The sequence below is a fragment of the Pontixanthobacter luteolus genome (assembly GCF_947494915.1).
In the GTDB taxonomy this organism is placed as follows: Bacteria; Pseudomonadota; Alphaproteobacteria; order Sphingomonadales; family Sphingomonadaceae; genus Pontixanthobacter; species Pontixanthobacter luteolus.
Genome location: NZ_CANLWR010000001.1, coordinates 420,596 through 444,439 on the forward strand (window position 1 = coordinate 420,596; position 23,844 = coordinate 444,439).

Sequence of the window (23,844 nt, forward strand, 5' to 3'; positions counted from 1 at the left end):
CTACTCCGCAGCGAGCAGATTTTCTGCCGCACCCAGATCCACGCTGACTAGCCGGGATACGCCCTGTTCGATCATGGTCACGCCAAACAGGCGGTGCATACGGCTCATGGTCACGGCGTTGTGCGTGACAATCAGATAGCGAGTGTCGGTCTCAGCCGCCATCGCATCCAGCAAATCGCAGAAACGGTCGATATTGGCATCGTCCAGCGGCGCGTCGACTTCGTCGAGGACGCAAATGGGTGCCGGATTGGTCAGGAACAGCCCGAAGATCAGAGCGATCGCGGTCAGCGCCTGTTCGCCGCCTGAAAGCAAGGTGAGCGATTGCAGCTTCTTTCCGGGTGGCTGGGCATAGATTTCCAATCCTGCCTCAAGCGGATCGTCGCTGTCGATCAGCGCCAGATGCGCCTGCCCGCCATTAAACAGCCGCGTGAACAGGCGCTGGAAATGCGTATCAACTTGTTCGAACGCAGCCTTCAGTCGTTCGCGCCCTTCGCGATTCAAATTGCCGATTGACCCGCGTAGCCGGTTGACGGCCTCGTGTAGTTCCGCCTGCTCCGCCGCGCTGGAACCGTGTTCCTGTTCGATCTTTGCCAGTTCTTCCGTGGCGACCAGATTGACCGGACCAATGCGCTCGCGGCTGGCGTTCAGCTTCTCGAGTTCTTCGCCCTCAAGGCCGGAATTTCCAACCTCATCTGATTCGAAACCGAATTTCTGTGCCAGCATTGGTGGCGGGCACTGGAACCGCTCGCCCGACACGCGGGCCATTTCAGATCGGCGCGCTTCCTCGCTTTCGGCGCGCGCAGCCAGGCCGGCCCGCGCTTCGCGTGCGGTTGCCAGCGCTTCGTTCACTTCGGCAAAGCGGCGGTCGGCTTCTTGTGCGGTTTCCTGGGCCTCAGCCACAGCAGCCTCCGCATCGGCAAGCTCCTGAGTCAATCTGGTGCGCACTGTGTCGCCCTGCTCAATTTCGCGCATCAGGCCTTCCGGCTTGGCCGCGAACACCGCTCGCTCTTCCGCTATCTCTTCGAACCGCCGGGCCATATCAGACAGACGCTGAGCCGCTTCGCCGGATCGGGTCTGCCAATTGGCCATGTCGCTGCGCTGCGCCGCTGTTCGTTCGCGGGCAACGGCGAGCGCCTGATCATGGGCGGCGAGCGTTGCGGTGGCTGCCTGCAACGCGGACCGTGCAGCCTCGTGTTTCGCGCGAGTCGCCTCGAGGGACGCTCGCCCGGTTTCAGGATCGGGCAGGGCGGATTTCCGATCTTCGGCTGCCTTCAGGTCCTCTTCCGCCTGTCTTTGCTGGTCGGCAAGTTCGGACCTCGCCGCTTCAAGCTCTTTCAGCCGGAAAGCGATCCTTTCGCGGGCGGTCTCGGCCTGATCCAGTGCGCGCAGGGCCTGCCGCTCTGCCTCGGAAGCTTCGGCGACATCGCGTTCTGCCGCCACAAGTGATTGCTGCAATTCGGTCAGTTCACTCTGCGCCTCGGCCTGTGCCTTCTTTGCCTGCTCGGCTGCCTTCCGCTTTTCCGGTATTTCCGCTTCGAGTTGTGCAAGCCGGTTTTCAGCCTCAAGCCGCGCGGCTTCTGCAGCGCCTTCCCCGCGTGCCACGAAGCCATCCCATCTCCGCAAATGTCCGCCGAGGGTTACCAACCATTCGCCCGGGCCAAGTTCCCGCCCGTCATCAGTGTCCGTGACATGGACCAGAGCGAGGCGAGCCGCCAATTGATCAGGGCACGCGGTCACATATTTAACGAGGCTGTCGTTCACCGGTTTCGGGGCTGCTCTGCCAGTCCAGAAACGCCCTTCGCTGCCCGCATCGGGGCTGCCGAGAGGTGCCTTGGCATCACGCCCGAGCACCGCGGCAACGGCCCGTTCATAGCCCGGCTTCGCGCGTACTTCGTCGAGTGCGGTGGGCAGCCCGCTACGCTGTGCCCGCTGCCGTTCGCGCGCGTCACGGTCCCGCACGAGCGCGTTCAGTTCCCGCTCGATACCGGCCAGCTCCGCCTTGGCGCTGGCCAGGGCGCTGCCGGTTTCATCGCGGGCTGTTTGCAGCGCCTGTTTGCTGGCGCGCATATCCTCCAGCTTGTTTTTCAGGCGAGCGACATCCTTGCCTGCATCCTCGGCATTGGCTTTTGCCTCCAGAACCGCCTGCTCCGGGTCGCCAGATGATGAAAGGGCAGCTCGTGCTTCTTCCTGCCGCGAGGTTTCGGCACGAACGCGGTCCACGCGGCTGCGGGCCTGAGTGATTTCAGCTTCGGCCACCCGCCATTCTGCCTCGACCCCCGCGTGATCGGCAGTTGCCTTCGCAAGCGCCAGTTCGGCGCTGCGACCAGCGCGTTCTGCATCTTCCAGAGTCGCTGCAAGTACCGGGCGACGTTGTTCATCTGCGGCGAGGGTTTTTTCGTTGCCGGAAAGCTCTTTCTCCAACCGGGCGAGCGCCTGTGCGGCATCTTTGGTCAGCCGGTCGGCATCGCCGCGATCTTCTTCCAGCCGCGCCTTTTGCCGGTCGAGATCGGCGAGCCGCTGCTCAGCCGCTTCCAGCTGAGAAGTGAGCGCGGCCATCCGGTGCCCGTGCGCGCTGGCGTCGTCGCGGCGGTCGGCCTGTTCCTCGCGTGCTTCGGCGAGCACCTTGGCTGCTTCATGCTGCGCTTTCTGGACTTCGGCGCTTTCGCCCTTTGCCACATTCACGCGCTGTTCGGCAGATTCGGCCTGCTTGCGGGCGGCATCTGCAGCCGCGGCGGCATCACGCCAGCGCGCAAACAGCAGGCGGGCTTCGGCCACGCTGATCTGTTCCGTCAGCTTCGTATAGCGTTCAGCCTGCTTCGCCTGTCGCCTGAGCGAAGCCATTTGCGAATCGAGGCCTGCCATCAGGTCTTCGAGGCGTTCGAGATTCTTCTCTGTGGACCTGAGTTTGCTTTCTGCATCGCGCCGGCGAACGTGCAGACCTGCGATGCCCGCTGCCTCTTCCAGCATCTGGCGGCGTTCGGCAGGTTTGGCGGCAATGACTTGTGCGATCTTGCCCTGACTGACCAATGCGGGGCTGTGCGCGCCAGTGGCGGCATCGGCGAAGGTAAGCGAAACGTCCTTCGCCCGCACATCGCTGCCGTTAACGCGGTAAGCGCTGCCGGCTCCGCGCTCGATGCGGCGCATGACCTCCAGCTCTTCGCCGAAATCGTCCTCCGCATGAAGGACGACCTCGGCAAAATCGCGCTGCGGGCGGGTTTCGGTGCCCGCGAAGATCACGTCTTCCATCCCGCCGGACCGCATGGATTTGGGCGAATTTTCGCCCATGACCCAGCGGATCGCCTCAAGCAGGTTGGATTTGCCGCACCCGTTTGGTCCGACAACACCGGTCAGCCCCGGTTCGATGCGCAATTCGGCTGGCTCTACGAAGCTTTTGAAGCCACTGAGCTTGAGCCGCTTTATGAGCATCGCTGGCGCTTTCCCCCCTCTTCGTAGCTACGTGCCCTTAGCGAGCGCCGGCACGTTGCAGCTCAGGTTCGATCTGAGTCCAGGAATTGGCGTCAAGCTTGCGCCCGTTGATGAAGAATGTCGGCGTACCGGTCACATCAAGTTCGTTCGACTGGGTCGTCGAATTCTCAGCGATCTGCTTGTACTTGTCGGCATCTGCGAGGCACTGGCGCGCTTGATCCGTGCTGAGGCCGCGAGCCGCGAAGAAGTCGTAGAAACCGCCGATTTCCGCCAATTGTACAAGTCGCTGATCTTCAGGAAGAGTGAGCGATTGCTCGACCGCTTCGGCGTTGTCGAAGATTGGCTGGAGCACCTGCTGGAGGTTCGTCCAGACCTGATCCGATAGCGGGTGGAAGCTTTCTTTCGCCCCGCAGCGGACCATCGTTGCCAAGGCAAGATCGTGCGGCCCGTGGATCTGGTTGCGCAGTTCGAAACTGACCCGGCCTGTGCTGACATATTCCGACTTCAGCTGTTCTGCGCCGTTGGCCGCGAAGGCAGCGCAGGCAGGGCAGGTAAGCGAAGCGTATTCGATGACCTTGATCGGCGCGTCGGGGTTGCCGAGGATATAACCATCCGATTCCGACACGTTGACGATGTCGGTCCATTGCTGACCAGCCGGAGCCTCGATTGGGGCGATGGGCTCTGATGTAGCCGCGCCGCCTTCAGGCGCGCTGTCACAACCGGCCAGTCCCAAAGTGAGCGGGGCTGCGAGCGTTGCAAATGCCAGCTTGCGGAAAGTCGTGGTCGTCATGTCAGGTTCCTCTTGCGAATGGGAAGGCTATACGATGGGGGGGAAGGGTAAAGCAGGCAGGGGCGCTATCCACAGCTTCTCCCCCGTCTTATCCCTCAATAAAGCGTGTTGAGATGCTGTTCCAGCGGCTGCCAGCCATGCACATTTTCCAGCAGTGCTCCGTTAACCACGAAGCTGGGTGTGCCGCGCACGCCGAAATCGGTCATGTCCTTTTGCGTATTCGAGCTGAGCCTGTCGGCCAGGGCCTGATCGCTGAGGCATTTGTCCAGTTCCGGCCGGCCATAGCCGCGGGTTTCCATCATTTTGTAGAAGCCTAGCGCAGATGCCATCGACTGCCTGCCAGATGCGCTGCCGTTCAGCCATTGGGCCAGTTGGGCATCCGATGCCTTGCGCGCTTCGCCAAGCCATGCGCTCTGCTTGGTCATGAACATGGTGTGGTTCTGCAGGAATTTGCTGTTGTCGCCGCATTGCACCAGCATCGTCGCCGCGAGATCGACGTCGTTGCGGATGAATGACCGCACTTCGAATTTCATCTTGCCCGGCCCGATATAGGCTAGCTGTAGCGGTGCCTCGCCCTGAATGGTGAAGTCGGCGCAGTGAGGGCAGGTGTAGCTGACGAATTCGATCAGGTGGACATCGGCATCGGGATTGCCGATTTCGTATCCGCGATCAGTCTCGACGACATTGGTGTTCCAGTTGCCATTGGCACCAACGCTGAGGAATGCTGCCACCACCAGGCCGGCTGCACGAACAATCTGCTTCACAAAAATCCCCTATCTCTCATTTTCCGCCTGGTTTCCCAGACTGCGGGCAAGCGATTCCAGAACGGTACGGAGTTCCGGGTCACCCACATCGCGCAGACTTTCCCCGAGTTCCATGGGGATCGGCTTCAGCGACGGCGGTGCACTGCTGCGCCTTTCATCAGACGGAGGCTTAACCGAGCCTTGCCGGATTTTGACCTTGGTAACTGCCTGATACCCGAAAAACCGGTTCACCCGCTCCATGATTTCCGGGATCACATGCTGGATCAGCGGGGCATGGGCGGGCAAGACGACAAGCTGCAGGATGCCGTTTTCCTTGTCACCGGGCGGAAAGCGGATCGCCTCGGGCGCGCAAACCTTTGCATGGTGCGGGCCGACAATTTCGGGCCAGCGGGTGACGACAGACGATTGCACAAAGCCGAACCGGCGAAACGCGGTGCGACCGATTTGCGGCATCAATTCGGAAATGGGTTTGGCCGCGCCGCCACGGGGGCGTTCGTATTTCTGGCCATATTTCGCTTTTCCGGCCCTCGGCTTCGCGGATTTCAGTCCGCCAGCTTTTGCAGCGGCACCTTTTGCCTTCGAAGAGTCGCTATCCCGTTCCATCGTGCGGCAGGCCATGCCATAGCCGCGGCGTGACTGCCAGCATGGATATGATCGGAGGGGAGCTGCTCGCATGGTATGACCGCCATGCGCGTGATTTGCCGTGGCGCGCGCTTCCCGGGAAGCCGGCGCCGGACCCTTACCGGGTCTGGCTGTCCGAGGTGATGCTGCAGCAGACAACCGTGGCGGCGGTGAAGCCGTATTTCGCGAAATTCACACAGCGCTGGCCAACCATAGCCGATCTCGCGGCGGCGCCGGAAGAAGAGATCATGGCTGCCTGGGCGGGTCTGGGATATTATTCGCGCGCGCGAAATCTTGTGAAATGCGCACGCGTTGTCGGTGAGGCCGGAGCGTTTCCCGAAACCGAGGCTGGTCTGCGCGAACTGCCCGGGCTTGGCGCTTATACGGCGGCAGCGGTCGCTGCGATCGCGTTTGGTCGGCGGGCTGTAGTGGTTGATGCCAATGTCGAACGGGTGGTTTCCCGCCTGTTTGCGATTGACGAGCCTTTGCCGGGCGCACGCAAGGCCATCCGCGAAAAAGCCGACGCGATCACGCCTGATGCCCGCGCAGGTGATTTTGCGCAGGCGATGATGGATCTGGGATCGGGAGTGTGTTCGTCGCGCAATCCGGTTTGCAGCCTTTGCCCTCTAAATGCGCATTGCGAGGCCCGCAAAATCGGGGAGCCAGAGAGGTTTCCGGTCAAGGCACAGAAGAAACCGAAGCCGAACCGGACCGGGACCGCATTCTGGATTGAGTGCGCCGGTCATGTCTGGCTTGAGACCAGGCAGGGGAACGGCATGCTCGCCGGAATGCGCGCGCTACCCGATGATGGGTGGACTGCACGAAGCGATGGCACTGGGCAGCCGCCCGTAGACGCTGACTGGCAAGCAGCAGGTTCCGTACGCCACACATTCACTCACGCACATCTGGAACTGTCTGTGAAAATCGGCCAGGTCGACGCCGCCCCTGCAGACCGCGAAGGGCAATGGTGGCCCTTAGGCGAACTTGGCGAAGCGGGCTTGCCGACGCTGTATGCCAAGGCCGCACAGCTTGCCTTAGCCGGGCGTTAGCCAGCCCTTGGTCAGATGATGCCGCCACCAAGGCTGAGGCGGATGACCGCGATGATGAACACGATCAGGCAGAAATTGCGTCCACCATTGCTCGATGAAAGTGCGCCGATGCCTGCGCCAAGCACGGCAATGGGCAGGACGATCCAATTGCCCCACCCAAGCAGCGGGATGGCTGAAGGTATAGCGAGAACAAGGGCGACGATCCCGATGAGGATAGAGATGATATTGAACATGTGTGTTATATAAGTAGCACACTTCGCCTGTTCAAGGGTGAAAAGCATGCAATTGACCGTTCAGGATCATTCCCCCAAACAGCTGCAAAATATATTTCCAACAGAGGATCCGGCCATGGCGTTTCGCAATTTCAACGATCAAGAATTTTCCCGCCGTTCTTTGCTGCGGGGCGGCGCATGGCTGGGTGCGGGTGCTGCCCTTTCCGCGCTGCCGATGGGTCGCATGGCATTGGCGCATGGCGGCCATTGGCCCAATGTGTTGGCGACGGTGGAAGACTACGTTGCATCGGGCAAGGTGGCCAATATGGTGGCAACGCTGGGCTGGGGGCAGAACGCGCCTGACGTGATTGCGCGCGGAACGCTTGCCTTTGGCGGCAGCACCGAAGCCGATACTGACAGCCTGTATCGCATCTATTCCAACACCAAACCTGTCACCGGCATGGCCACGATGATGCTGATCGAAGACGGCGAAATTACATTGGACACGCCGCTTTCCGAAATCCTTCCTGCGTTCGCAAACATGCAGGTGCAGAAGGAATATGACGGCAGCATAGGTGAAGAAAACCTCGAACCTGCCAAGACGGAAATCACCATCCGCCATATGCTGACGCATACTGCTGGCCTTGGTTACGGGATCATCCAAAAGGGTCCGATCAAGGATGCATACGAGCAGCATGGTCTGATCCCGGGACAGGTCAGCAGGTTGCCGATACCTGGTTTGGGCCGCGGCAATCCGGTCGACAGTCTTGAGAAATTCGCAGATGGTCTGGCAAAGCTGCCGCTGGTTTATCAACCCGGCACAAAATGGAGCTATTCGGTTGGTCTCGACCTATTGGGTCGGGTGATCGAAGTTGTCTCGGGTATGCCGTTCGATCGTTTCCTGAGCACCCGCCTGTTCGAACCGGCGGGGATGAACAGCACATATTTCCGCGTACCTCAGGCACAGGTCGGCCGTCTGACCACCAATTACGGGATCATGAACGGCACTCCGCTGCCGATCGATCCGGGCATGGCCTCGATCTATCTCGACAAGCCTGCCTTCCCATTCGGCGGTGCAGGGCTGGTCAGCAGCCCGGCAGATTTCGACCGGTTCCAGCGGATGCTCGTTGGCCTTGGCGAGATCGATGGAGAGCGGGTGATGAGCGAAGAGGCTGTTCGCCTTGGCACCAGCAATATTCTGCCAGAAGCTGTCGATCTCAGCGGTACTTGGGTGGCGGGCCAAGGGTTCGGTGCTGGCGGCCGTGTCACCGGGTCAACCTATGGCTGGGGCGGTGCTGCCGGAACCACCGCATTCTGTGATATCGAGAGCGGACTTCGTGCGGGCAACTTCACACAGTACATGCCAGCCGAATCTTATGGCATCCAGCGGGAATTCCCCGATCTGGTGCTGAAGGATCTGGCAGTTCTGCAGGGCGCATAATCCAGTGATGACGAAACCGATTGCATTCACCGGTTCGCGTTTGGACCGGGCTGATAATCTGCGCGCTGATCCCGAGGCGATTGCCGGAATGATGAACTGGCGCGCACGGCTCCTCAAACTCGACGGGCTGATGCCGGAAATCGGAGATGCAGGCGAGCTGGTGTGGGGAACGCTGGCCGACGCAGCAGAAGATGCGGAGCTGGTGTTTCTGGGGCTGGACGATGGGAAGCCATGCTTTGCTGCCGTCCCTGCGCAAGGCGATGCGAGCCCGCGTATGGCGAACCCGAATCTGTGGGCAATCATGGCCACGCTCAGCGCCGATGATCTGGCGATCTATGGCGGCGCGCGCAGTATAACGGACTGGCACGCACGCCACCGGTTCTGCTCTGCATGCGGTTCCGACACGTCGATCGCCAAGGGCGGCTGGCAGCGAAATTGCGGATCGTGCCAGACCCAGCATTTCCCCCGGACAGACCCGGTCACGATCATGCTGGTGGAACATGATGCGAAGCTGCTTCTTGGCCGCGGCCTCGGCTGGCCGGAACGGGCGTATTCGGCGCTTGCCGGCTTTGTCGAGCCGGGTGAAAGTATCGAGGAAGCCGTGGCTCGCGAAGTCCTTGAGGAAACAGGCGTGGTTGCAGGCAATGTGGAATATATCGCCAGCCAGCCTTGGCCGTTCCCCTCGCAACTGATGATGGGGTGCTATTCGACTGCAGAGGCGCCTGAAATCACGCTCGACACCACGGAGCTGGCCGATGCCCGCTGGTTTACGCGGGAGGAAGTGCGTGCAGCGATGAACGGTGATGCAGGCGCGCCGATAAATACGCCGCCGCGTCAGGCAATCGCGCATCACCTGCTGAACTGGTGGCTCAACAAGGACCCGCAATGACCGATCAGACACCGCGCAAAATGACCATCGACATCTATTCCGACGTGATGTGCCCGTGGTGCATCATCGGCTACGGCCAGCTAAAAAACGGGCTGGCTCAACTGGAAGGTGAGATTGAGGCGGAAATCCGCTGGCGGCCGTTTGAACTGAATCCGGATATGCCCCAGCAGGGTGAAGAGCAGGCCGAACACATCGCCCGCAAATATCGCCGGACTGCGGAAGAAACGCAGGCCGTGCGCGGTCAGATGCGCAGCGTGGCGCAGCAGGCGGGGGTGTCTCTCGACTATGACGGTGAAGGCGAGGCACCGCCCGCGATGATGTGGAACACGTTCGACGCGCACAAGGCGCTGTCATGGGCACTCCACACTCACGGACCGCAGGCTCAGCACCGGCTGAAACTCGCGCTGTTCGAGGCGCATTTCAACAAGCGGCGCAATATCGGCCAGCGGCAGGTTTTGCTCGATGTTGTTGCTGAAACCGGCCTGGATCGCACGGAAGCGGAACGGGCGCTGGATGACGAACAGATTGCCCGGCATGTCAGGGCCGAAGAGGCGCAGGCAATGGATCTGAATATCACCGGCGTTCCAGCGATGATTGTTGACGGAAAAATGTTGATCCCGGGGGCGCAGGCACCAGAGGTTTACGCCAATGCGCTGCGCAGGGTGGCCGCGAAATTTCCGGCCAGCGGTTAAAGCCGTTTCGAGGCCAGTTTAAACCAGCCCCAGCTTGCGCAGCTTGTTCTGCAGTTTGCCCGGCAGCACATCGCCGCTCTGTTCGTTCTCGGCCAGATCGCGCGGGGCCTTGTCTTCTTCCATATATCGCCAGCCCTGATGGGCCCTCTTGTACCGTGCCTCAACCAGGATAAGTCGCGGTTCAAGGATGATGTTCCAGCGCCCGTCGTCGCGCTGGCGGAATTCCTTGATCGGGCTGCGGGCGCAGATCGAATGATCATGAATCCAGTAAAGCGATCCGCCCTTCATTTCCTCATGCCGCTTGGGCAAATAGCGCGTGGTCATTACCGCGCCGTCAGGCTGCCCTTCGACCCAGGCGCGCAGCGTGTGAATACTTTCACTGCGATAGGCGATCTTGGTCATGTTTAGCGGCATCAGTTCGCCAGGCCGGCGGCCACCGCCAATCCAAGGAATGCAAAGAAGCCCATCGAATCGGTGATCATCGTAACGAACACCGAACTGGCAACCGCGGGGTCCTGCTTCAAACGTTCGAAAATCACCGGAACCATCACCCCGGCAAGACCGGCGGTCACCACGTTGATGACCATTGCCAGCGCGATTACGGCGCCCAGCATCGGGGTGAATATTGCACCAGTTGCCAATCCGATCAGAACAGCGATGGTCAGCCCGTTGAGGATGGCAACGCGCAGTTCGCGCCACAGAATGCGCATCGTGTTCGCTTCGGTCAGCTGGTTCATCGCGATCGCGCGGACCGCCACGGCCATTGTCTGGGTGCCGGCATTACCGCCGATGCTGGCGACAATCGGCATCAGGATGGCGAGTGCGACCAGTTTCTCGATGGCAGCGCCGAAATAGGCGATGATCAAGCTGGCGATCAGCGCAGTGCCAAGGTTGGCGATCAGCCAAGTGACGCGGGAACTATACGCTTCCCGAATAGGTTCGTTGATGTCGCCGTCGCCCGCACCGGACATCAGCAGGGCGTCTTCGCTCGCCTCTTCGGAAATGATGTGGACGACGTCATCCACCGTCATCTGACCCACCAACCGTCCGCTTTCATCGACCACGGCGGCAGAAATCAGTGCGTATTTCTGGAACATCAACGCGACTTCTTCCTGATCAAGGCTGACCGGGATCAGGGTTTGGTCGCGTTTCATCACGTCGGAGAGGGCGATATTCCGCGGTGTGCGCAGGATCCAGCTCAGCTGACAGGTGCCGACCGGGTGATGCTTGTGATCGACGATAAAGACTTCGTAGAAATCATTGGCGAGATCGACGTTTTCGCGCAGGAAATCGATCAAGCCCCCCACGGTCATATGCTCAGGCACCGCCACAACTTCGTGGCTCATCAGGCGGCCGGCGGTTTCTTCCGGATACGCCAGCGCGCTTTCGATCGCGACACGATCTTCATCGTCCAGCTCGGCCAGAATGGCTTGCTGGTCATCCTCGTCGAGATCTTCGATCAGCTGGACGGCATCGTCGGTGTCCAGCTGTTCGGCGATTTGCGCTACAGCCTCGGCTGGCAGCGCTTCCATCATGTCTTCGCGGACGTAATCGTTGAGTTCCGCGATGACGTCGCTGGACATCAGGTCGGTAATCGCCTCGGCCAGCGTATGCCGGTCATCACGGTCGAACAGTTCCAGCAAGTCGGCGATGTCGGCCGGGTGTAGCGGTTCCACCAGATCGTAGACCCGCGACTTGTCTCCTTCGTCCAGCGCATCGCGCACCGAACGGACATAGTCAGCCTTCAGGGTGTTTTCCTCGTCGAGACGTTCATCATCGATCCGGTCATCGGGACGCGCGCTTTCTTCCGCCGGTTTATCGGCGATCATCAGCTCTTCATCGTCCTGATAAGTCTCGTTCCCCATGCCGCTCGTCTAAGGGGGCGGGGGTGAAAAGCAAGCCCAGCATCCCCCGGGCGGGTGACATCGGCGCATGAGTGTCTATATCGGGCGCAATTCAGAAGGAGATACCAAGAATATGGCCGATCAAAAGCTTACCCTCACTCTCGATTCCGGCGACGTAGTCATCAAATTGCGTCCTGACCTGGCACCGGGTCACGTTGAACGCATTACTGAACTTGCCAAGGACGGATTTTACGACGGCGTGGTATTCCACCGCGTGATCCCCGGCTTCATGGCCCAAGGCGGTGACCCGACCGGCACCGGCATGAGCGGCAGCGACAAGCCTGATCTGAAGGCGGAATTCAGCGCAGAACCGCACGTGCGCGGAACATGCTCGATGGCTCGCACTCAGGTTCCTGACAGCGCGAACAGCCAGTTCTTCATCTGCTTTGACGATGCGCACTTCCTCGACGGTCAGTACACCGTCTGGGGCCAGGTAGAGAGCGGCATGGAACACATTGACGCATTGCCAACCGGCGAACCGCCAGCAAATCCGGGCAAGATCGTGAAAGCGACCGTTTCGTAAGAGACAAGGATCGGGATAGGGCGCACGCCGGATGGTAAAACGTACTATCGCAGCGATGCTGGGTGTGTTGCTGTTAAGCGGCTGCATCACGCCCTATCCCGACCTCACTCAGTCGCGCAGCCCATGCCGGATGGAGCCGGGCGGCTGGTGCGAATTCGTGCGGGAGGCGGCGGTAGAGAGCTATCCCTATGCGATGCTCGCTTCCAATTCATACCAGGATGGTGACCAATACGGAGTCCTGCACCCTGCTTTCCTGAGGCGCGAAGCGAGCGAGAACGACGATAGCGGGCTCGCTTACTCGGTGTTCGACCGGTACCTGATCGAAAATGGGGAGCGGACTGAACTGCTCGCCCGAGTCATCGCTTTTCGCGGCACAGAGTTCGGTTCTACTTCAGACATATTTTCCGGCTCGCTTGGCGAAAGCCAGCGCGAAGGCGCACGCATGGTTTACGCTGCGGAGCGGGCTGCGCTTGATGCCGAGCAATATCAGGACATTCCCATCGAAGTGACCGGCCATTCGCTCGGCGGTGCACTCGCTACTCAGATCTCGATCGATAACAAGAGCGTTCGCGCCTACGTTTTCAACACGTCGCCATTCTTCAGCGGCGATCCGATGCAGAATGACATCAGCAGGTTGGCAGTGGCCGAACGTGGTGAATTTCTGCGCATTCTGCGGCAATATAAAGCTCCGCCTGCTGCCGATGTCTTTGTGATCAACTGCAACCCGTCTGCCAGCGCGGGCGAGAAACACAGCATCCGAAAACTGGCGGACTGCCTAACCTGGATCGCAGCGTATGAGGACCCGCTGGCCTACGGGCTGCTGGAAGCGGACGATGATCCGATTTCAAAACCAGAGGTCGAATGCGGTGAACCAAGCAAACCCCATCCGGGAGCTGGCTTCCTCCGAACCGACCCATGCGTCCATGCGCCGATGACACCGCCCAAGAAAGGCGGCTGACTATTACAGGCCAGCGCGTACCAGCCAGTCGTGAAACAGGCGTACAGGTCGGCTTTCCAGCGCGGTCGGTTTGCAGATAAACCAGTAGCTATAAGGGCTCTCGACCTCTGCATCGAACAGTCTTGCCAGACGGTTATCGGCCGCGCGTTTCATATGGTCGTCGTGCATGATGGCGATCCCAAGGCCTTGAGCCGCAGCCTCCAGCATTAGCTGCCCTGAATCGTAATGATCGATGGCCGCGGGTTCCAGCGCTTCAATACCCAGTTCCTGCTTCCATGCCTCGAAACTCGCGGGCAATTCATTATGGATCAGGAAGGTCTGCTTGGCGAGCTTGTCGATGTCGGGGTTGGTGCCCAGCATCTGGGCCGCTTCCTTGCTGCAGATCGCGTGCACCATGTTGTAGTCTAGACGGACCGCATGAAGCCCGGCTGCCGGGCCGCGTGACAAGATGATCGCTGCATCGAGCGTGTCACCCACCCGGTCTTCCAGATGCGGGCCGGTGTCGATGTCGATGTGCAGCAAAGGGTGGCGTTTGCGCAGTTCACCCAGATGCGGGAACAGGCGCTGGCTGCCGAACAATGGCAGGACGCCAAGCCTCAATCGCAGCAGCGAGATGTTTTCCGACTGGTTTTCAATCGCCAGCGCCAACGCCTCCAGGTGAGGGGCCACGGCGTCATGAAATGCCTGTCCTTCGTCGGTCAGCTGCATTGCCTGTTTTGCGCGGGTGAACAGCTTCTTGCCGGTGAATTCTTCCAGATTGGCTATTCGGCGCGACAGCGCCGACGGGCTGAGGCCAAGCTCTTCGGACGCGGCGCGCGCCGAACCGAGTCGCACGGTGCGCATGAACGCTTCCAGTGCGCGAAGCGGCGGTAAACGGCGGGTGGGCATGTTTTTCTCCTGCTTACGCCGCCAACGCGTGAGCTAGACTTTTGTTGCAAAAAATCGAAGTAAGCCTGAAATCAGTTCGCGTCGGGCGCGTCGGGTGCATCAGGAGCAGGGTGAAGCCGGAGCCGTTTGACGTGGGTATCATCGGCCGCGGTCACTTCGATATGCCAGCCGCTGGGATGTTTCACGATTGTACCGACCGGCGGGACCTGTTCTGCCAGGATGAACGTAAGTCCGCCCAGCGTATCGACCGATTCCTCGACTTCCCCGAGGCGCGGATCGACCCGTTCGGCCACATCGTCCAGCTCAGCGCGGGCATCGCAATCCCACATACCCTCGCCGATCGGGGTGATCAGTTCTTCGGGCAGGTCATCGTGTTCGTCTTCGATGTCGCCGACGATTTCCTCGACCAGATCTTCGATGGTGATGATCCCGTCGGTACCGGAAAATTCATCGACCACGATCGCCAGATGCACCCGGCGCGCGCGCATATCGGCCAGAACGTCCAGTGCGCCGCGCGATTGCGGTACATAGAGCGGCTGACGCATCAGCGTGGTCCAGTCTTTCGGCGGCGGTGTCCCTTTGGCAAGAAACGGGAAGATATCCTTGATGTGGATCATCCCGATCACCTGATCCAGTTGTCCGCGATAGACGGGCATGCGCGAATGGCCGTTTTCGGAAAACACTTCGATCAATTCATTCCAGCTTATGTCAGCCGAAACCGCCACGATCTCGCCGCGCGGGATCGAAACATCATCGGCGTCGTGTTCGCTGAAATGCAGCAGATTGCGCAGCATTTGCCGCTCGACCCCGGACAGGTCGCCATTGGCGCTGCTGTCATCGTCATCCGACGGATTCTCATCCTCATGCTCGTCGATAGCCTCTTCGAGCTGGGCACGCAGCGAGCGGTCGGTTTCTTCACCGCCGAAAATTTTCTTGATGGCGGGCCACAGCCCGTTGCTACTGTCCGCGTCTCCGGCGGAATTGTCGATATCGGGCATGGCCCTTCGTGGGTACTCCTAAGCGTAACCTGTCAATGTCGGTCCCCATATGGGTCCGCTATCCCCATAGATGCAAGAGCCGCAATCTCCAATGCTTCCATTGCATCGGCATCTTCGGGGGAAATTTCGTGGTCATGGCCCGCGAGATGCAGCAATCCGTGAATGATCAGGTGGGCCGCATGATTCTCCAGCGCGATGCCTTTTTCAGCTGCTTCGCGGGCGCAGGTTTCATACGCCATTGCGAGATCGCCCAGCATGACTGGCGGGCCATTCTGATCCAGACCGATCAGTTCCTCTCGTTCCAGCATGGGGAAAGACAGGACATTGGTCGGTTTGTCACGTTGCCGCCATTCGCGGTTGAGCGTGTGAACCTCTGCATCACTGGTGAACAGGAGGCTTGCGGTCAGACGTTCATTGGCGAGTTCCGGTGCCTGTTTGGCGGCAGACATGCTGCAGCGTTCAGCCAGGTCTTCCCAAGAACCGTTGGGCCAGTCTTCAAGATCGATATCGAGGTCCATGGCGCGTCTTAAGCGCCCGTTCCTTCATACGCGTCGACTATCCTGCCCACGATCGGGTGGCGCACGACATCGGCTGCGGTGAAGCGGGCCACGGCGATGCCTTCGACCCCTTCCAGCCTGCCGACTGCATCGGCTAGCCCGCTCATCCGGTCCCCACCGGGAATGTCGATCTGCCTGGGGTCACCGCACACGACCATCCGGCTGTTCTGCCCGAACCGGGTCAGAAACATCTTCATCTGTTCCTTGGTCGTGTTCTGCGCCTCGTCGAGGATCACGAACGCATCGGCAAGCGTACGGCCGCGCATGAAAGCGATAGGCGCGATTTCGATTTCGCCGCTTTCGATACGCCGTTCCACCTGCTCTGGCGGCATGCAGTCATACAAAGCATCATAGAGCGGGCGTAGATAGGGGTCGACCTTGTCCTTCATATCGCCGGGCAGAAAGCCCAGCCGCTCGCCAGCCTCTACCGCCGGGCGCGACAGGATCAGCCGCTGCACGCTGCCGGTGATCAACTGGCTTACAGCCTGTGCCACTGCGACATAGGTTTTACCCGTGCCCGCAGGACCGAGCGCGAAAATCACATCGTCGCGCGCCAATTGCCGCATGTAATGCGCCTGTGCTTTGGAGCGGGGGACAATAGTCTTGCGGCGCGTGCGGATCATGATCGGCGGCGCGTTTTGGTCCGCGTCCACAATGCCGTCGAATGTCGGTTCGTTGGTCATGGCGATGATCGATTCTATCGCACCGCTATCAAGATCCTGCCCCATCGCCAGCCGGTCATACAGGGCCTGCAGGACGTCGCGCGCTCTTGCGACGCTGTCTTCGGGGCCTTCGATATGCAGGGTATCTCCGCGGGCGGAAATGAATACGCCTAACCGGTTTTCCACCTGAACCAGGTTCGCATCGAACTGTCCGAACAGGGGGACCAGCAACGACTGGTTGTCGAACGACATGTCGATCTGGGCGCGGCGAATTTCGCGCTGTGCGACCGGGTCTGGTGACAGAGCCGGATCAGTGGCCCTTGAGGGTTTACGTCCCATGCATTCCTTTCATCTCTTCCTTCCGAATGTAGGATGATATCCGCCGGAGGCAAGCTGGCTGGAAACAATCAACGGTGGAAAGCGTCTTTCAAGTGTAACCGATTTCATCACGGACAAATCACAGGATCAAGAACCATGAAGAACCAGATTTCTAGCAGGGTGTTGGCAGTGTCAGCGATGCTGTGTGCGTTCGGGCTTGCCGGCTGCGCTGAACCTGCGCCAGTGACCGGCGATACGGCGCGACAATCCGGCCCGATCGAAGTGGCAGCGGATACCGATCGTTTGGTCGAAGCGTTCCTGCGATCGGAATATCCCGATACCGCAACCGTGCTCTACAGCTATGGCAGGGCTGATCTGGACGGGGTGGGTGACGATGAATACCTGGTATATGCCGGCGGCCCGATGATGTGCGGCAGCGGCGGCTGCAACCTGCTGGTCCTGAAAACCGCGGATGATGGATTCACCAAGATCGGCAGCCTTACTGTCAGCCAATTGCCTGTCGGCGTTTTGAGCACATCGACAAATGGCATGAAGGATCTGGGCGTCAGCGTTTATGGCGGCGGGCAAGAGCCCGGGATCATGAAGGTGCCGTTTGACGGGGCCAAATATGCGTCAAACCCCACGGTGGAACCCGCGACGAAGGTTGGAAGTATCGATCTGGTAATCATCCCCGAGGGGGAACTGAAGCCGGTCGCTAGCGCCGAATAATCAGGCGACGATTTCACCGGCGAGCGAATTCTGACCTGCCTGGATCAGCTTTACCTCGATCAGGTCGCCGATATCTGCGTCGCCAGTGAAGTGAACCGATTGCAGCCACGGTGATTTGCCCAGCCATTGACCGTCCAGCTTGCCGCGCCGTTCGACCAGAACTTCGCAGGTTTTGCCGATGCTGGCCTCATTGAACGCCTGTTGATCGCGGCGAAGCGCGGCCTGCAAGCGTTGCAGGCGTTCATCCATCACCTGCGGTTCGATCTGGTTTTCCATCGTCGCTGCAGGTGTTCCAGGGCGCGGTGAGTACTTAAAACTGTAGGCCTGCGCGTAACGCACCTGATCGACGACCTTGAGCGTGTCTTCAAACTCGGCATCGGTTTCGCCGGGAAAGCCGACGATGAAATCGCCCGAGAGCGCAAGGTCTGGCCGCGCGGCGCGAAAACGCTCCAGCAAATGCAGATAGCTTTCCGCGGTATGGCTGCGGTTCATGGCTTTCAACACGCGGTCGTTGCCGCTCTGAACCGGCAAGTGGAGATAGGGCATGAGCTTGCCGACTTCGCCGTGGGTGTCGATCAACTCGTCATCCATGTCGGCAGGGTGGCTGGTCGTGTACCGGATACGCTTGAGATCGGGGTCTTTCGCGAGTTCGCGGATCAGGCCGGCCATGCCCAGTTTGCGGCCCCTGTCATCCTCGCCCGTCCATGCGCTGACATTCTGGCCCAGCAGGGTGATTTCCTTCGCACCCGCTTCTACCAGTTTCTTCGCTTCGTCGACCAAGGCGCTGTAAGGGCGCGAAATCTCGGCCCCGCGGGTATAAGGGACGACGCAATAGGTGCAGAACTTGTCGCAGCCTTCCTGAATAGTCAGGAACGCACTTGGGGCCGATTTGCGGCGTTTGGGCAGCGCGGCGAATTTCGCGTCGGCTGGCATATCGGTGTCTGTCGAGCGTTTGCCTGCAACCGCATCGTCGATCATGCCGGGAAGCCGGTGATAAGCCTGCGGACCGACAACCATCGACACGGCAGGCGCGCGCGCCATGATTTCTTCGCCTTCAGCCTGTGCAACACAGCCGGCCACCGCAATCATCGGGGCCTTTTTCTGGGTCTTGCCCTTGGTAAGACGGCCGATGTCCGAATAGACCTTCTCGGCGGCTTTCTCGCGAATGTGGCAGGTGTTTAGCACCACAAGATCAGCGTCTTCGCCCTCGGGCGCTTCGGTAATGCCTTTTTCTGCCAGCATTTCCGCCATACGTTCGCCGTCATAGACGTTCATCTGGCAGCCGAAGCTTTTGACCCGGTAGGTCTTGGGAGACGCGGTTTTTTGCATGAGCGCGCACTTAGCCGCAGATGGCCTGCAATTCAACGATGGTCGGATTTTGCGATGCGCTTTTGTTTCGCTAAGGATTCTCCATGAAAAATGTCAGAAAAATCGCGCTTCTCGCGCTGTTGGCGTTTGCGGTTCCGCTTCACGCTCATGCGCGGGAGAATGCCGCCGCGCTCAGCCCTTCCGAGCAGCTGGAATTGATCAGTTCATGGGAAGGACGCTGGCAGGTTGCCGAAACGCCCGCTCTTGAGATCGTCTTTGAATAAACCGCCCGTGGGAGCGTGATGGTTGAAAGGTGGGAGACAGCCTCGGGGCTGCATTCGATGACCGTTTATCACTTGGACGGTGATGCGCTGGTCGCGACCCATTACTGCCCGCAGGGTAATCAGCCGCGCCTCGAAAGTCGTGCAGGAGCGGACGGACAAATCCGCTTCACATTCCGCGATGTTACCGATCTTGATGCGGGAGAAAGCCACACCCACGATCTGTGGTTTGCCCAGGCCGATGACGGCACCATCCTTCGCTCTGAGGTCTATCGCGGAGAAGGCGGGCTGCAAGAACCGGGACGCTACACGCTTAGCCGGATGCCTTCCGGGGAATAGCCGGCAAGGGATTATTCGATCGGGATATAATCCCTCGGTGCGGCGTAGCGTACAGGCACTACATCGTGCTTGAACTCACGTAGAGGCTTGCCCAGCGAGGTCAGGAGGGCCGCTTCGATGGCGGCTCGGGCGCGTGCGCCAACGGCTTTGCGCCCGCGGAATTCTTCAGGACTGAAGGGTTCGAGAAAATGAAGCTTTACTTCGAAGCTGCCCTTGCGGGCCAGAATTCGTTTCGCGTTGTTGATCCCGCTTTCCTCACCGATCCAGCCGATTTCCTCGCCAACATCGCCGTAATCGATCAGCACCGGCTGGACGAGCACATCCTTGGGCGGCGGCTCCAGCACGCTGAGCATCGACGTTTTGAACGGCAGCAATGACTGGCCGTCAGTGGTGGTGCCTTCCGGAAAGACCGTGACCGACCAATTGTCTTCGAGCGCCTCGCGCAGGGCGTTGATCTGTTCGGCGACGCCCAGCCTGTTTTCGCGCTTTACATGGACTGTTCGGTTCAGGCTGCATAGCCATCCGATAATCGGCACTTCTGCCAGTTCGGCCTTGGCGACGAACGCGGTCCCGCTTGCCCCGGCCAGTGCGAGTATGTCGATCCAGCTGACGTGGTTAGCGATGTAGAAAACGTCGCGTTTCAAGTGCGCGCCGATCGGCTTTACACGTGCGCCCGCGATCCATCCGGCAAAGCGCAAGAACAGCATCGGGAACGGAGAACCGTATTTGAAAATGCGATAGAGATAATGCAGCGGCACAAAGATCAGAAGCAGCAAGAGGAGACCGGCAAGCCTGGATCCGAACCGCAACCAGCCGGCGGCGGAAAGCGGAGTGTCTTCCCCGCGCTCGGCAGCGGCGCGAAGCTCCGCGTTCATCAGTTGGCCTGGTCTTTCGGACGCCCCAGTTTCACACCGTAAAGTTCCATCCGGTGGTCAACCAGGCGGTAGCCCAGTTTTTCAGCGATCTGTTTCTGCAGGGCTTCCAGTTCCGGATCGACGAATTCGACCACGTCACCGCTTTCCACATCGATCAGGTGATCGTGATGGGCCTCTGGTGCCGCTTCGTAGCGGGCCCGGCCATCGCCGAAATCGTGCCGGTCGAGAATGCCTGCTTCTTCGAACAGCCGGACGGTGCGATAGACTGTGGCGATGGAGATCTTCGGATCGATCGCGGACGCGCGTTCGTGCAGCAATTCCACATCGGGATGATCGTCGCTTTCCGACAGGACGCGCGCAATGATCCGGCGCTGTTCGGTAATCCGCAAGCCGCGTTCGGCGCATAGCTGTTCGAGGTCGATACGTTGCTGCAAAATCTATCCCTGATTGCGGTTGAACATGTGAAAAACGCCCCTGACCCTTAGTAGGGCGGGGCGTTCTTCTCAAGCATGACCGGATGATTAAATCACAGCGCTGCTATCGTGCGACCGTTCAGGCGGCTTTTTTCTTGCGTCCGCGCTTTTGACCCGGCTTGCGGCCCAGGCCAATTTTCTTGGCAAGGTCGCGGCGGGTTTCAGCGTAGTTTGGTGCAACCATCGGATAATCTGCGCCCAAGCTCCAGCGAGCGCGGTATTCGTCGATGGTCATGCCGTGTTCGGTCATCAAATGACGTTTCAGCATTTTCATCTTCTTACCGCAGTCGAGACAGACGATGTGGTCTCTCTTGACTGATGAACGGATCGAAACCGCTGGGTCCGGCAGTTCTTCGACAGGGTCCTCATCCTGTCCAAGTCCGGCCAAAGCACCATAAACGGTGGTTATCAGCGAAGGCACTTCGCCCACGTCGACATTGTTATTGCTCACGTGAGCAGCAACGATGTCTGACGTGAGCGTTATTAGCGTCTCCGTCATATCGTCTTGAAAATTATCCATTGGTGTCCTCATCATGTGTGCGACCACAGTATTATCTGCTATTGCAGGTAGACTCTTTATGAACCAACCGTGCATGTCTTTCAAGCGTGGTTACGCGACATCGCTAATAGTATCGTAACCAAAATGGGGCTGTTTTACTTAGAGTGTACGCGCAAATGTAATCGCGTCGATCTTGTCGCCATTATCCATTGAATAGTAATTCTTGCGGGTTCCGATCTGCTCGAACCCATGCGATTCATACAGCGCCCTTGCGGGGTTGTTCGCCCGCATCTCCAGAAAGATACGTTCCGCTCCGCGCTTTCGGGCCTGATTGGCGAAGATATCCAGTAAACGTTTGCCAAGTCCGCGTCCGCGGTGTTCGGGACGCACCGCGATAAGCAATAATTCTTCTTCGCCCGGTGCGATCTTGATCAAGGCAAAGCCGGCTGCGGGTTTGCCTTCTTCAGGCGTCCCGCCTTTCTCCCCAACCAAGGTGTAGTCGGTATGCGGCAATGCCAGCGAGCTGGAGATCTGGCGGCGGTTCCATGCCTCGCCCCATCTGGGTTCAAAGGCCGCCTCCATCACCTCCATGATGCGGTCGATATCGTCCATCATGCGGGAGCTTTTCCACCCGGCAGTTTTGCATCCGGCGCTCTGCCATAGAGCGGGGCGGTGTCTGCCGACAGCAAGCCGTTGGGCAGATGCAAGGAAAAGCGCGCGTCGGGCAGAAACTGCATGGCGTATCCGGTTCCGCGCAGGTCGACCATTTGCTGGGCCTGCGATCCGGCAACCAGCGGAATATCGAAGCGGCTGGCGGCATCGTCCGGCTTGAGCGATGCGTGGCCCGATTCCGGATTCAAGTCAGCATCGAACGGCTGGACGAACCATTCGCCGTGGCCGCCGCTCATGCAGGAAAGAACACGCTGCTTATTGCTTTCTGCGATGGCCATTGCCGCCACCAAGGCCAACGTGGGATAGGATTGTATCTCTGCCTGCCAGGCGAAAGCGAGCGCACGCGCGACCGCGATACCAATTCGCACTCCGGTGAAGCTGCCTGGTCCGCGGGACACCAAGATTCGTTCCGCCTTGCCCTTGCCGGGCAGGGCGGAAATCATCGGGACAAGCCGTTCAGCATGGCCGCGGCCAAGTTCGCGGTGATCGTGCGCGGCAAGCGAGCTGCCATCGAACAGCGCCACAGAGCACGCCTCCGTCGCGCATTCTATCGCCAGTGTTCGCATGATCGCGCCGTCAGCCCCGTCTTGAATTGATTAATTGTCTGGCCGCGTTGGCATGATGCGGCACAAGGGTGCAAGGGCAAAGAGAAAGGGCCCGGTCATGCCGGGCCCGGTGAATTACGCCATGCGGTTGAACTTGCCGAATTCCGGCCGCGGGCTGCGTTCGAAGATGGTCGACGGATCCCCATAACCGAGCGAGCAGATGAAGTTCGATTTGACCTTCGGATCATCACCGAAAAATGCGTCGTTCACTGCATCGGCGTCATAGCCGGACATGGGGCCGCAATCGAGACCGACCGCGCGCGCGGCCAGGATCAGATACGCGCCTTGCAAGGCAGAATTGCGAAATGCGCCTTCCTTGCGGCCTTCTTCGTCACCTTCGAACCAGCTCTTCGCATCGGTGTGCGGGAACAGCCATGGCAATTCTTCGTGGAAATCAATGTCGTAACCGATGATGACGGTAACCGGAGCAGCCTTGATCTTGTCTGCATTGCCTTCCGAAGCGCATTCGGCCAGCTTGGCCTTGCCTTCTTCGGATGTGACCCAGACAAACCGGCCTGGCTGCATGTTGGCCGATGTCGGCGCCATCTTCATCAGATCATAGATATGCCTGATCTGTTCCTCGCTCACTTCCTTGTCGAGCCAGCCATTATAGGTCCGGGCTTCGTTGTAGAGTTGATCGAGAATGTCGCCGCCAAGGACGTTATCATGGAATTGTTTGGTCATTTAAGCCCCTTGAAGTCTGTTGGTCGTGCCTGAATTCAGGCTGCACGGACTTCAACGACTTCCGGCACATAATGTTTCAGCAAACCTTCGATGCCGTGTTTCAGCGTGGCAGTCGAAGACGGGCAGCCTGAACAGGCGCCCTGCATCGTGAGATAGACGATGCCGTCCTTGAAACCGCGATAGGCAATATCGCCGCCATCACCGGCAACAGCGGGCCGGATGCGGGTTTCCAGCAGTTCGTGGATTTGCGCGATGATATCGGCGTGTGCCGGATCGTCTTCCACAACCATTGATTCTTCTGGCGGAACGGAAATGCCAGCCGCGCTTCCGCCGGTGAACAGCGGTGCCTCGGATACGAAATGGTCGAGCAAGATCGATACGACCTGCGGTTTCAGGTCGGACCAGTTCACACCTGGCGCGGCGGTTACCGAAATGAAATCACTGCCGAAAAATACATTCACGACTTCGCCAGTATCGAACACTGCCTGTGCCAGCGGCGATGCTTCGGCGGCCTCGGGGCTGGCAAATTCGCGGGTGCCGCTGGCCATGACCTGCTGGCCGGGCAGGAATTTGAGGCTGGCGGGGTTCGGTGTGGTTTCGGTCTCTATGAACATGCCAGCGATGTAGGGACCGGCGCCGCGACTAACAAGCCGCACCGTGACAGCGTTTGTTGCAGCCTATTCACTA

The 23,844-nt window shown here is 59.6% G+C and carries 28 protein-coding genes; 9 read left to right on the plus strand and 19 right to left on the minus strand.

Annotated features, from left to right (window positions below; genetic code table 11):
- The 4 genes from smc to PO778_RS01980 all read right to left on the minus strand — a co-directional run bounded on the left by smc (window position 1) and on the right by PO778_RS01980 (window position 5,583).
- The gene (smc, locus tag PO778_RS01965; protein ID WP_271438425.1) at window positions 1–3,426 is read right to left on the minus strand and encodes a chromosome segregation protein SMC; all 3,426 of its coding nucleotides are present in this window, start codon (window positions 3,424–3,426) and stop codon (window positions 1–3) included.
- Between the two features lie 37 nt (window positions 3,427–3,463).
- A complete protein-coding gene (locus PO778_RS01970) occupies window positions 3,464–4,216 on the minus strand; it encodes a thioredoxin domain-containing protein (protein WP_271438426.1) in 753 nt (250 codons plus the stop codon).
- A 95-nt stretch (window positions 4,217–4,311) separates the two neighbouring features.
- Entirely contained in the window at window positions 4,312–4,980 is a 669-nt protein-coding gene (locus PO778_RS01975; RefSeq protein WP_271438427.1) for a DsbA family protein, read from the minus strand.
- A 9-nt stretch (window positions 4,981–4,989) separates the two neighbouring features.
- Window positions 4,990–5,583, minus strand: a complete 594-nt coding sequence (locus tag PO778_RS01980) for a DUF721 domain-containing protein (RefSeq protein ID WP_271438428.1) — start codon at window positions 5,581–5,583, stop codon at window positions 4,990–4,992.
- A 41-nt stretch (window positions 5,584–5,624) separates the two neighbouring features.
- Here PO778_RS01980 and PO778_RS01985 point away from each other — a divergent pair, with 41 nt between their 5' ends.
- Window positions 5,625–6,650 (plus strand): A/G-specific adenine glycosylase, encoded by a 1,026-nt coding sequence (locus tag PO778_RS01985; RefSeq protein ID WP_271438429.1) that lies wholly within the window; start codon window positions 5,625–5,627, stop codon window positions 6,648–6,650.
- Between the two features lie 11 nt (window positions 6,651–6,661).
- On the opposite strand, the gene PO778_RS01990 is transcribed toward PO778_RS01985, so the two are convergent.
- Complete coding sequence (locus PO778_RS01990; RefSeq protein ID WP_160729440.1) at window positions 6,662–6,883, minus strand: hypothetical protein; 222 nt, start codon at window positions 6,881–6,883, stop codon at window positions 6,662–6,664.
- Window positions 6,884–6,998: 115 nt separating this feature from the next.
- Between PO778_RS01990 and PO778_RS01995 the strand changes: the two genes are divergently transcribed.
- Genes PO778_RS01995 through PO778_RS02005 form a run of 3 tightly spaced genes read left to right on the plus strand, consistent with a single transcriptional unit; the run spans window position 6,999 to window position 9,884 of the window.
- On the plus strand, window positions 6,999–8,303 hold the full coding sequence (locus PO778_RS01995) for a serine hydrolase domain-containing protein (RefSeq protein ID WP_271438430.1): 1,305 nt from the start codon (window positions 6,999–7,001) through the stop codon (window positions 8,301–8,303).
- A gap of 7 nt (window positions 8,304–8,310) precedes the next feature.
- Window positions 8,311–9,192, plus strand: coding sequence for an NAD(+) diphosphatase (gene nudC, locus PO778_RS02000; RefSeq protein ID WP_235903573.1), 882 nt, complete (start codon window positions 8,311–8,313; stop codon window positions 9,190–9,192).
- Window positions 9,189–9,884 carry a DsbA family oxidoreductase gene (locus PO778_RS02005; RefSeq protein WP_271438431.1) on the plus strand — a complete coding sequence of 232 codons (696 nt, stop codon included), beginning with the start codon at window positions 9,189–9,191 and terminating at the stop codon, window positions 9,882–9,884. The genes nudC and PO778_RS02005 overlap by 4 nt, the downstream gene beginning before the upstream one ends.
- Window positions 9,885–9,902: 18 nt before the next feature.
- On the opposite strand, the gene PO778_RS02010 is transcribed toward PO778_RS02005, so the two are convergent.
- On the minus strand, window positions 9,903–10,298 hold the full coding sequence (locus tag PO778_RS02010) for a DUF1489 domain-containing protein (RefSeq protein ID WP_160729444.1): 396 nt from the start codon (window positions 10,296–10,298) through the stop codon (window positions 9,903–9,905).
- Complete coding sequence (mgtE, locus tag PO778_RS02015) at window positions 10,298–11,749, minus strand: magnesium transporter (RefSeq protein WP_160729445.1); 1,452 nt, start codon at window positions 11,747–11,749, stop codon at window positions 10,298–10,300. The genes PO778_RS02010 and mgtE overlap by 1 nt, the downstream gene beginning before the upstream one ends.
- 112 nt (window positions 11,750–11,861) lie before the next feature.
- Here mgtE and PO778_RS02020 point away from each other — a divergent pair, with 112 nt between their 5' ends.
- Both PO778_RS02020 and PO778_RS02025 read left to right on the plus strand, forming a co-directional pair.
- Window positions 11,862–12,311 carry a peptidylprolyl isomerase gene (locus tag PO778_RS02020; protein ID WP_271438432.1) on the plus strand — a complete coding sequence of 150 codons (450 nt, stop codon included), beginning with the start codon at window positions 11,862–11,864 and terminating at the stop codon, window positions 12,309–12,311.
- 31 nt (window positions 12,312–12,342) lie between these two features.
- The gene (locus tag PO778_RS02025; RefSeq protein ID WP_271438433.1) at window positions 12,343–13,269 is read left to right on the plus strand and encodes an alpha/beta hydrolase family protein; all 927 of its coding nucleotides are present in this window, start codon (window positions 12,343–12,345) and stop codon (window positions 13,267–13,269) included.
- A 3-nt stretch (window positions 13,270–13,272) separates the two neighbouring features.
- Here the strand turns inward: PO778_RS02025 and PO778_RS02030 are convergent, their stop codons facing one another.
- From PO778_RS02030 to PO778_RS02045, 4 genes are all read right to left on the minus strand, one after another.
- Entirely contained in the window at window positions 13,273–14,157 is an 885-nt protein-coding gene (locus PO778_RS02030) for a LysR substrate-binding domain-containing protein (RefSeq protein WP_160729448.1), read from the minus strand.
- A 71-nt stretch (window positions 14,158–14,228) separates the two neighbouring features.
- Window positions 14,229–15,155: a hemolysin family protein gene (locus PO778_RS02035; protein WP_271438434.1), complete on the minus strand. Its 927-nt coding sequence runs from the start codon at window positions 15,153–15,155 to the stop codon at window positions 14,229–14,231.
- 32 nt (window positions 15,156–15,187) lie between these two features.
- On the minus strand, window positions 15,188–15,673 hold the full coding sequence (ybeY, locus tag PO778_RS02040; protein WP_271438435.1) for an rRNA maturation RNase YbeY: 486 nt from the start codon (window positions 15,671–15,673) through the stop codon (window positions 15,188–15,190).
- An 8-nt stretch (window positions 15,674–15,681) separates the two neighbouring features.
- On the minus strand, window positions 15,682–16,713 hold the full coding sequence (locus PO778_RS02045) for a PhoH family protein (protein WP_271438436.1): 1,032 nt from the start codon (window positions 16,711–16,713) through the stop codon (window positions 15,682–15,684).
- Window positions 16,714–16,848: 135 nt separating this feature from the next.
- Here PO778_RS02045 and PO778_RS02050 point away from each other — a divergent pair, with 135 nt between their 5' ends.
- Window positions 16,849–17,421 (plus strand): COG3650 family protein, encoded by a 573-nt coding sequence (locus PO778_RS02050; protein WP_271438437.1) that lies wholly within the window; start codon window positions 16,849–16,851, stop codon window positions 17,419–17,421.
- On the opposite strand, the gene miaB is transcribed toward PO778_RS02050, so the two are convergent.
- Entirely contained in the window at window positions 17,422–18,750 is a 1,329-nt protein-coding gene (gene miaB / locus PO778_RS02055; RefSeq protein ID WP_271438438.1) for a tRNA (N6-isopentenyl adenosine(37)-C2)-methylthiotransferase MiaB, read from the minus strand.
- A gap of 83 nt (window positions 18,751–18,833) precedes the next feature.
- On the opposite strand from miaB, the gene PO778_RS02060 reads away from it, so the two are divergent.
- Window positions 18,834–19,013, plus strand: coding sequence for a hypothetical protein (locus tag PO778_RS02060; RefSeq protein WP_271438439.1), 180 nt, complete (start codon window positions 18,834–18,836; stop codon window positions 19,011–19,013).
- Window positions 19,014–19,070: 57 nt separating this feature from the next.
- Complete coding sequence (locus PO778_RS02065; protein WP_271438440.1) at window positions 19,071–19,349, plus strand: hypothetical protein; 279 nt, start codon at window positions 19,071–19,073, stop codon at window positions 19,347–19,349.
- A gap of 11 nt (window positions 19,350–19,360) precedes the next feature.
- Here the strand turns inward: PO778_RS02065 and PO778_RS02070 are convergent, their stop codons facing one another.
- From PO778_RS02070 to PO778_RS02100, 7 genes are all read right to left on the minus strand, one after another.
- Window positions 19,361–20,224, minus strand: a complete 864-nt coding sequence (locus PO778_RS02070) for a lysophospholipid acyltransferase family protein (protein WP_160729455.1) — start codon at window positions 20,222–20,224, stop codon at window positions 19,361–19,363.
- Window positions 20,224–20,658: a Fur family transcriptional regulator gene (locus tag PO778_RS02075; protein ID WP_160729456.1), complete on the minus strand. Its 435-nt coding sequence runs from the start codon at window positions 20,656–20,658 to the stop codon at window positions 20,224–20,226. Before PO778_RS02075 ends, PO778_RS02070 begins: the two co-directional genes overlap by 1 nt.
- Window positions 20,659–20,776: 118 nt before the next feature.
- On the minus strand, window positions 20,777–21,217 hold the full coding sequence (locus PO778_RS02080) for a Ros/MucR family transcriptional regulator (protein ID WP_271438441.1): 441 nt from the start codon (window positions 21,215–21,217) through the stop codon (window positions 20,777–20,779).
- A gap of 138 nt (window positions 21,218–21,355) precedes the next feature.
- Window positions 21,356–21,811: a ribosomal protein S18-alanine N-acetyltransferase gene (gene rimI / locus PO778_RS02085; RefSeq protein WP_160729458.1), complete on the minus strand. Its 456-nt coding sequence runs from the start codon at window positions 21,809–21,811 to the stop codon at window positions 21,356–21,358.
- Window positions 21,808–22,434 (minus strand): tRNA (adenosine(37)-N6)-threonylcarbamoyltransferase complex dimerization subunit type 1 TsaB, encoded by a 627-nt coding sequence (tsaB, locus tag PO778_RS02090; RefSeq protein WP_271438442.1) that lies wholly within the window; start codon window positions 22,432–22,434, stop codon window positions 21,808–21,810. Before tsaB ends, rimI begins: the two co-directional genes overlap by 4 nt.
- A 114-nt stretch (window positions 22,435–22,548) precedes the next feature.
- Window positions 22,549–23,157, minus strand: a complete 609-nt coding sequence (locus PO778_RS02095) for a malonic semialdehyde reductase (protein ID WP_160729460.1) — start codon at window positions 23,155–23,157, stop codon at window positions 22,549–22,551.
- A 35-nt stretch (window positions 23,158–23,192) separates the two neighbouring features.
- A complete protein-coding gene (locus tag PO778_RS02100; RefSeq protein WP_160729461.1) occupies window positions 23,193–23,771 on the minus strand; it encodes a NifU family protein in 579 nt (192 codons plus the stop codon).
- Window positions 23,772–23,844: the final 73 nt, after the last annotated feature.

Excerpts from the sequence above, each read along its gene's own strand:
- PO778_RS02070 (WP_160729455.1), bottom strand. The coding sequence starts at position 20,224 with ATGAACGCGGAGCTTCGCGCCGCTGCCGAGCGCGGGGAAGACACTCCG.
- nudC (WP_235903573.1), top strand. The coding sequence starts at position 8,311 with ATGACGAAACCGATTGCATTCACCGGTTCGCGTTTGGACCGGGCTGAT.
- PO778_RS02095 (WP_160729460.1), bottom strand. The coding sequence starts at position 23,157 with ATGACCAAACAATTCCATGATAACGTCCTTGGCGGCGACATTCTCGAT.
- PO778_RS02060 (WP_271438439.1), top strand. The coding sequence starts at position 18,834 with ATGAAAAATGTCAGAAAAATCGCGCTTCTCGCGCTGTTGGCGTTTGCG.
- PO778_RS01980 (WP_271438428.1), bottom strand. The coding sequence starts at position 5,583 with ATGGAACGGGATAGCGACTCTTCGAAGGCAAAAGGTGCCGCTGCAAAA.
- PO778_RS02005 (WP_271438431.1), top strand. The coding sequence starts at position 9,189 with ATGACCGATCAGACACCGCGCAAAATGACCATCGACATCTATTCCGAC.
- PO778_RS01985 (WP_271438429.1), top strand. The coding sequence starts at position 5,625 with ATGGATATGATCGGAGGGGAGCTGCTCGCATGGTATGACCGCCATGCG.
- miaB (WP_271438438.1), bottom strand. The coding sequence starts at position 18,750 with ATGCAAAAAACCGCGTCTCCCAAGACCTACCGGGTCAAAAGCTTCGGC.
- PO778_RS02050 (WP_271438437.1), top strand. The coding sequence starts at position 16,849 with ATGAAGAACCAGATTTCTAGCAGGGTGTTGGCAGTGTCAGCGATGCTG.
- PO778_RS02010 (WP_160729444.1), bottom strand. The coding sequence starts at position 10,298 with ATGCCGCTAAACATGACCAAGATCGCCTATCGCAGTGAAAGTATTCAC.
- PO778_RS02020 (WP_271438432.1), top strand. The coding sequence starts at position 11,862 with ATGGCCGATCAAAAGCTTACCCTCACTCTCGATTCCGGCGACGTAGTC.
- PO778_RS01990 (WP_160729440.1), bottom strand. The coding sequence starts at position 6,883 with ATGTTCAATATCATCTCTATCCTCATCGGGATCGTCGCCCTTGTTCTC.
- tsaB (WP_271438442.1), bottom strand. The coding sequence starts at position 22,434 with ATGCGAACACTGGCGATAGAATGCGCGACGGAGGCGTGCTCTGTGGCG.
- PO778_RS02030 (WP_160729448.1), bottom strand. The coding sequence starts at position 14,157 with ATGCCCACCCGCCGTTTACCGCCGCTTCGCGCACTGGAAGCGTTCATG.
- PO778_RS02080 (WP_271438441.1), bottom strand. The coding sequence starts at position 21,217 with ATGGATAATTTTCAAGACGATATGACGGAGACGCTAATAACGCTCACG.
- PO778_RS01995 (WP_271438430.1), top strand. The coding sequence starts at position 6,999 with ATGGCGTTTCGCAATTTCAACGATCAAGAATTTTCCCGCCGTTCTTTG.
- ybeY (WP_271438435.1), bottom strand. The coding sequence starts at position 15,673 with ATGGACCTCGATATCGATCTTGAAGACTGGCCCAACGGTTCTTGGGAA.
- PO778_RS02045 (WP_271438436.1), bottom strand. The coding sequence starts at position 16,713 with ATGGGACGTAAACCCTCAAGGGCCACTGATCCGGCTCTGTCACCAGAC.
- PO778_RS02065 (WP_271438440.1), top strand. The coding sequence starts at position 19,071 with ATGACCGTTTATCACTTGGACGGTGATGCGCTGGTCGCGACCCATTAC.
- PO778_RS02025 (WP_271438433.1), top strand. The coding sequence starts at position 12,343 with ATGGTAAAACGTACTATCGCAGCGATGCTGGGTGTGTTGCTGTTAAGC.
- mgtE (WP_160729445.1), bottom strand. The coding sequence starts at position 11,749 with ATGGGGAACGAGACTTATCAGGACGATGAAGAGCTGATGATCGCCGAT.
- PO778_RS02035 (WP_271438434.1), bottom strand. The coding sequence starts at position 15,155 with ATGCCCGATATCGACAATTCCGCCGGAGACGCGGACAGTAGCAACGGG.
- PO778_RS01970 (WP_271438426.1), bottom strand. The coding sequence starts at position 4,216 with ATGACGACCACGACTTTCCGCAAGCTGGCATTTGCAACGCTCGCAGCC.
- rimI (WP_160729458.1), bottom strand. The coding sequence starts at position 21,811 with ATGATGGACGATATCGACCGCATCATGGAGGTGATGGAGGCGGCCTTT.
- PO778_RS02100 (WP_160729461.1), bottom strand. The coding sequence starts at position 23,771 with ATGTTCATAGAGACCGAAACCACACCGAACCCCGCCAGCCTCAAATTC.
- smc (WP_271438425.1), bottom strand. The coding sequence starts at position 3,426 with ATGCTCATAAAGCGGCTCAAGCTCAGTGGCTTCAAAAGCTTCGTAGAG.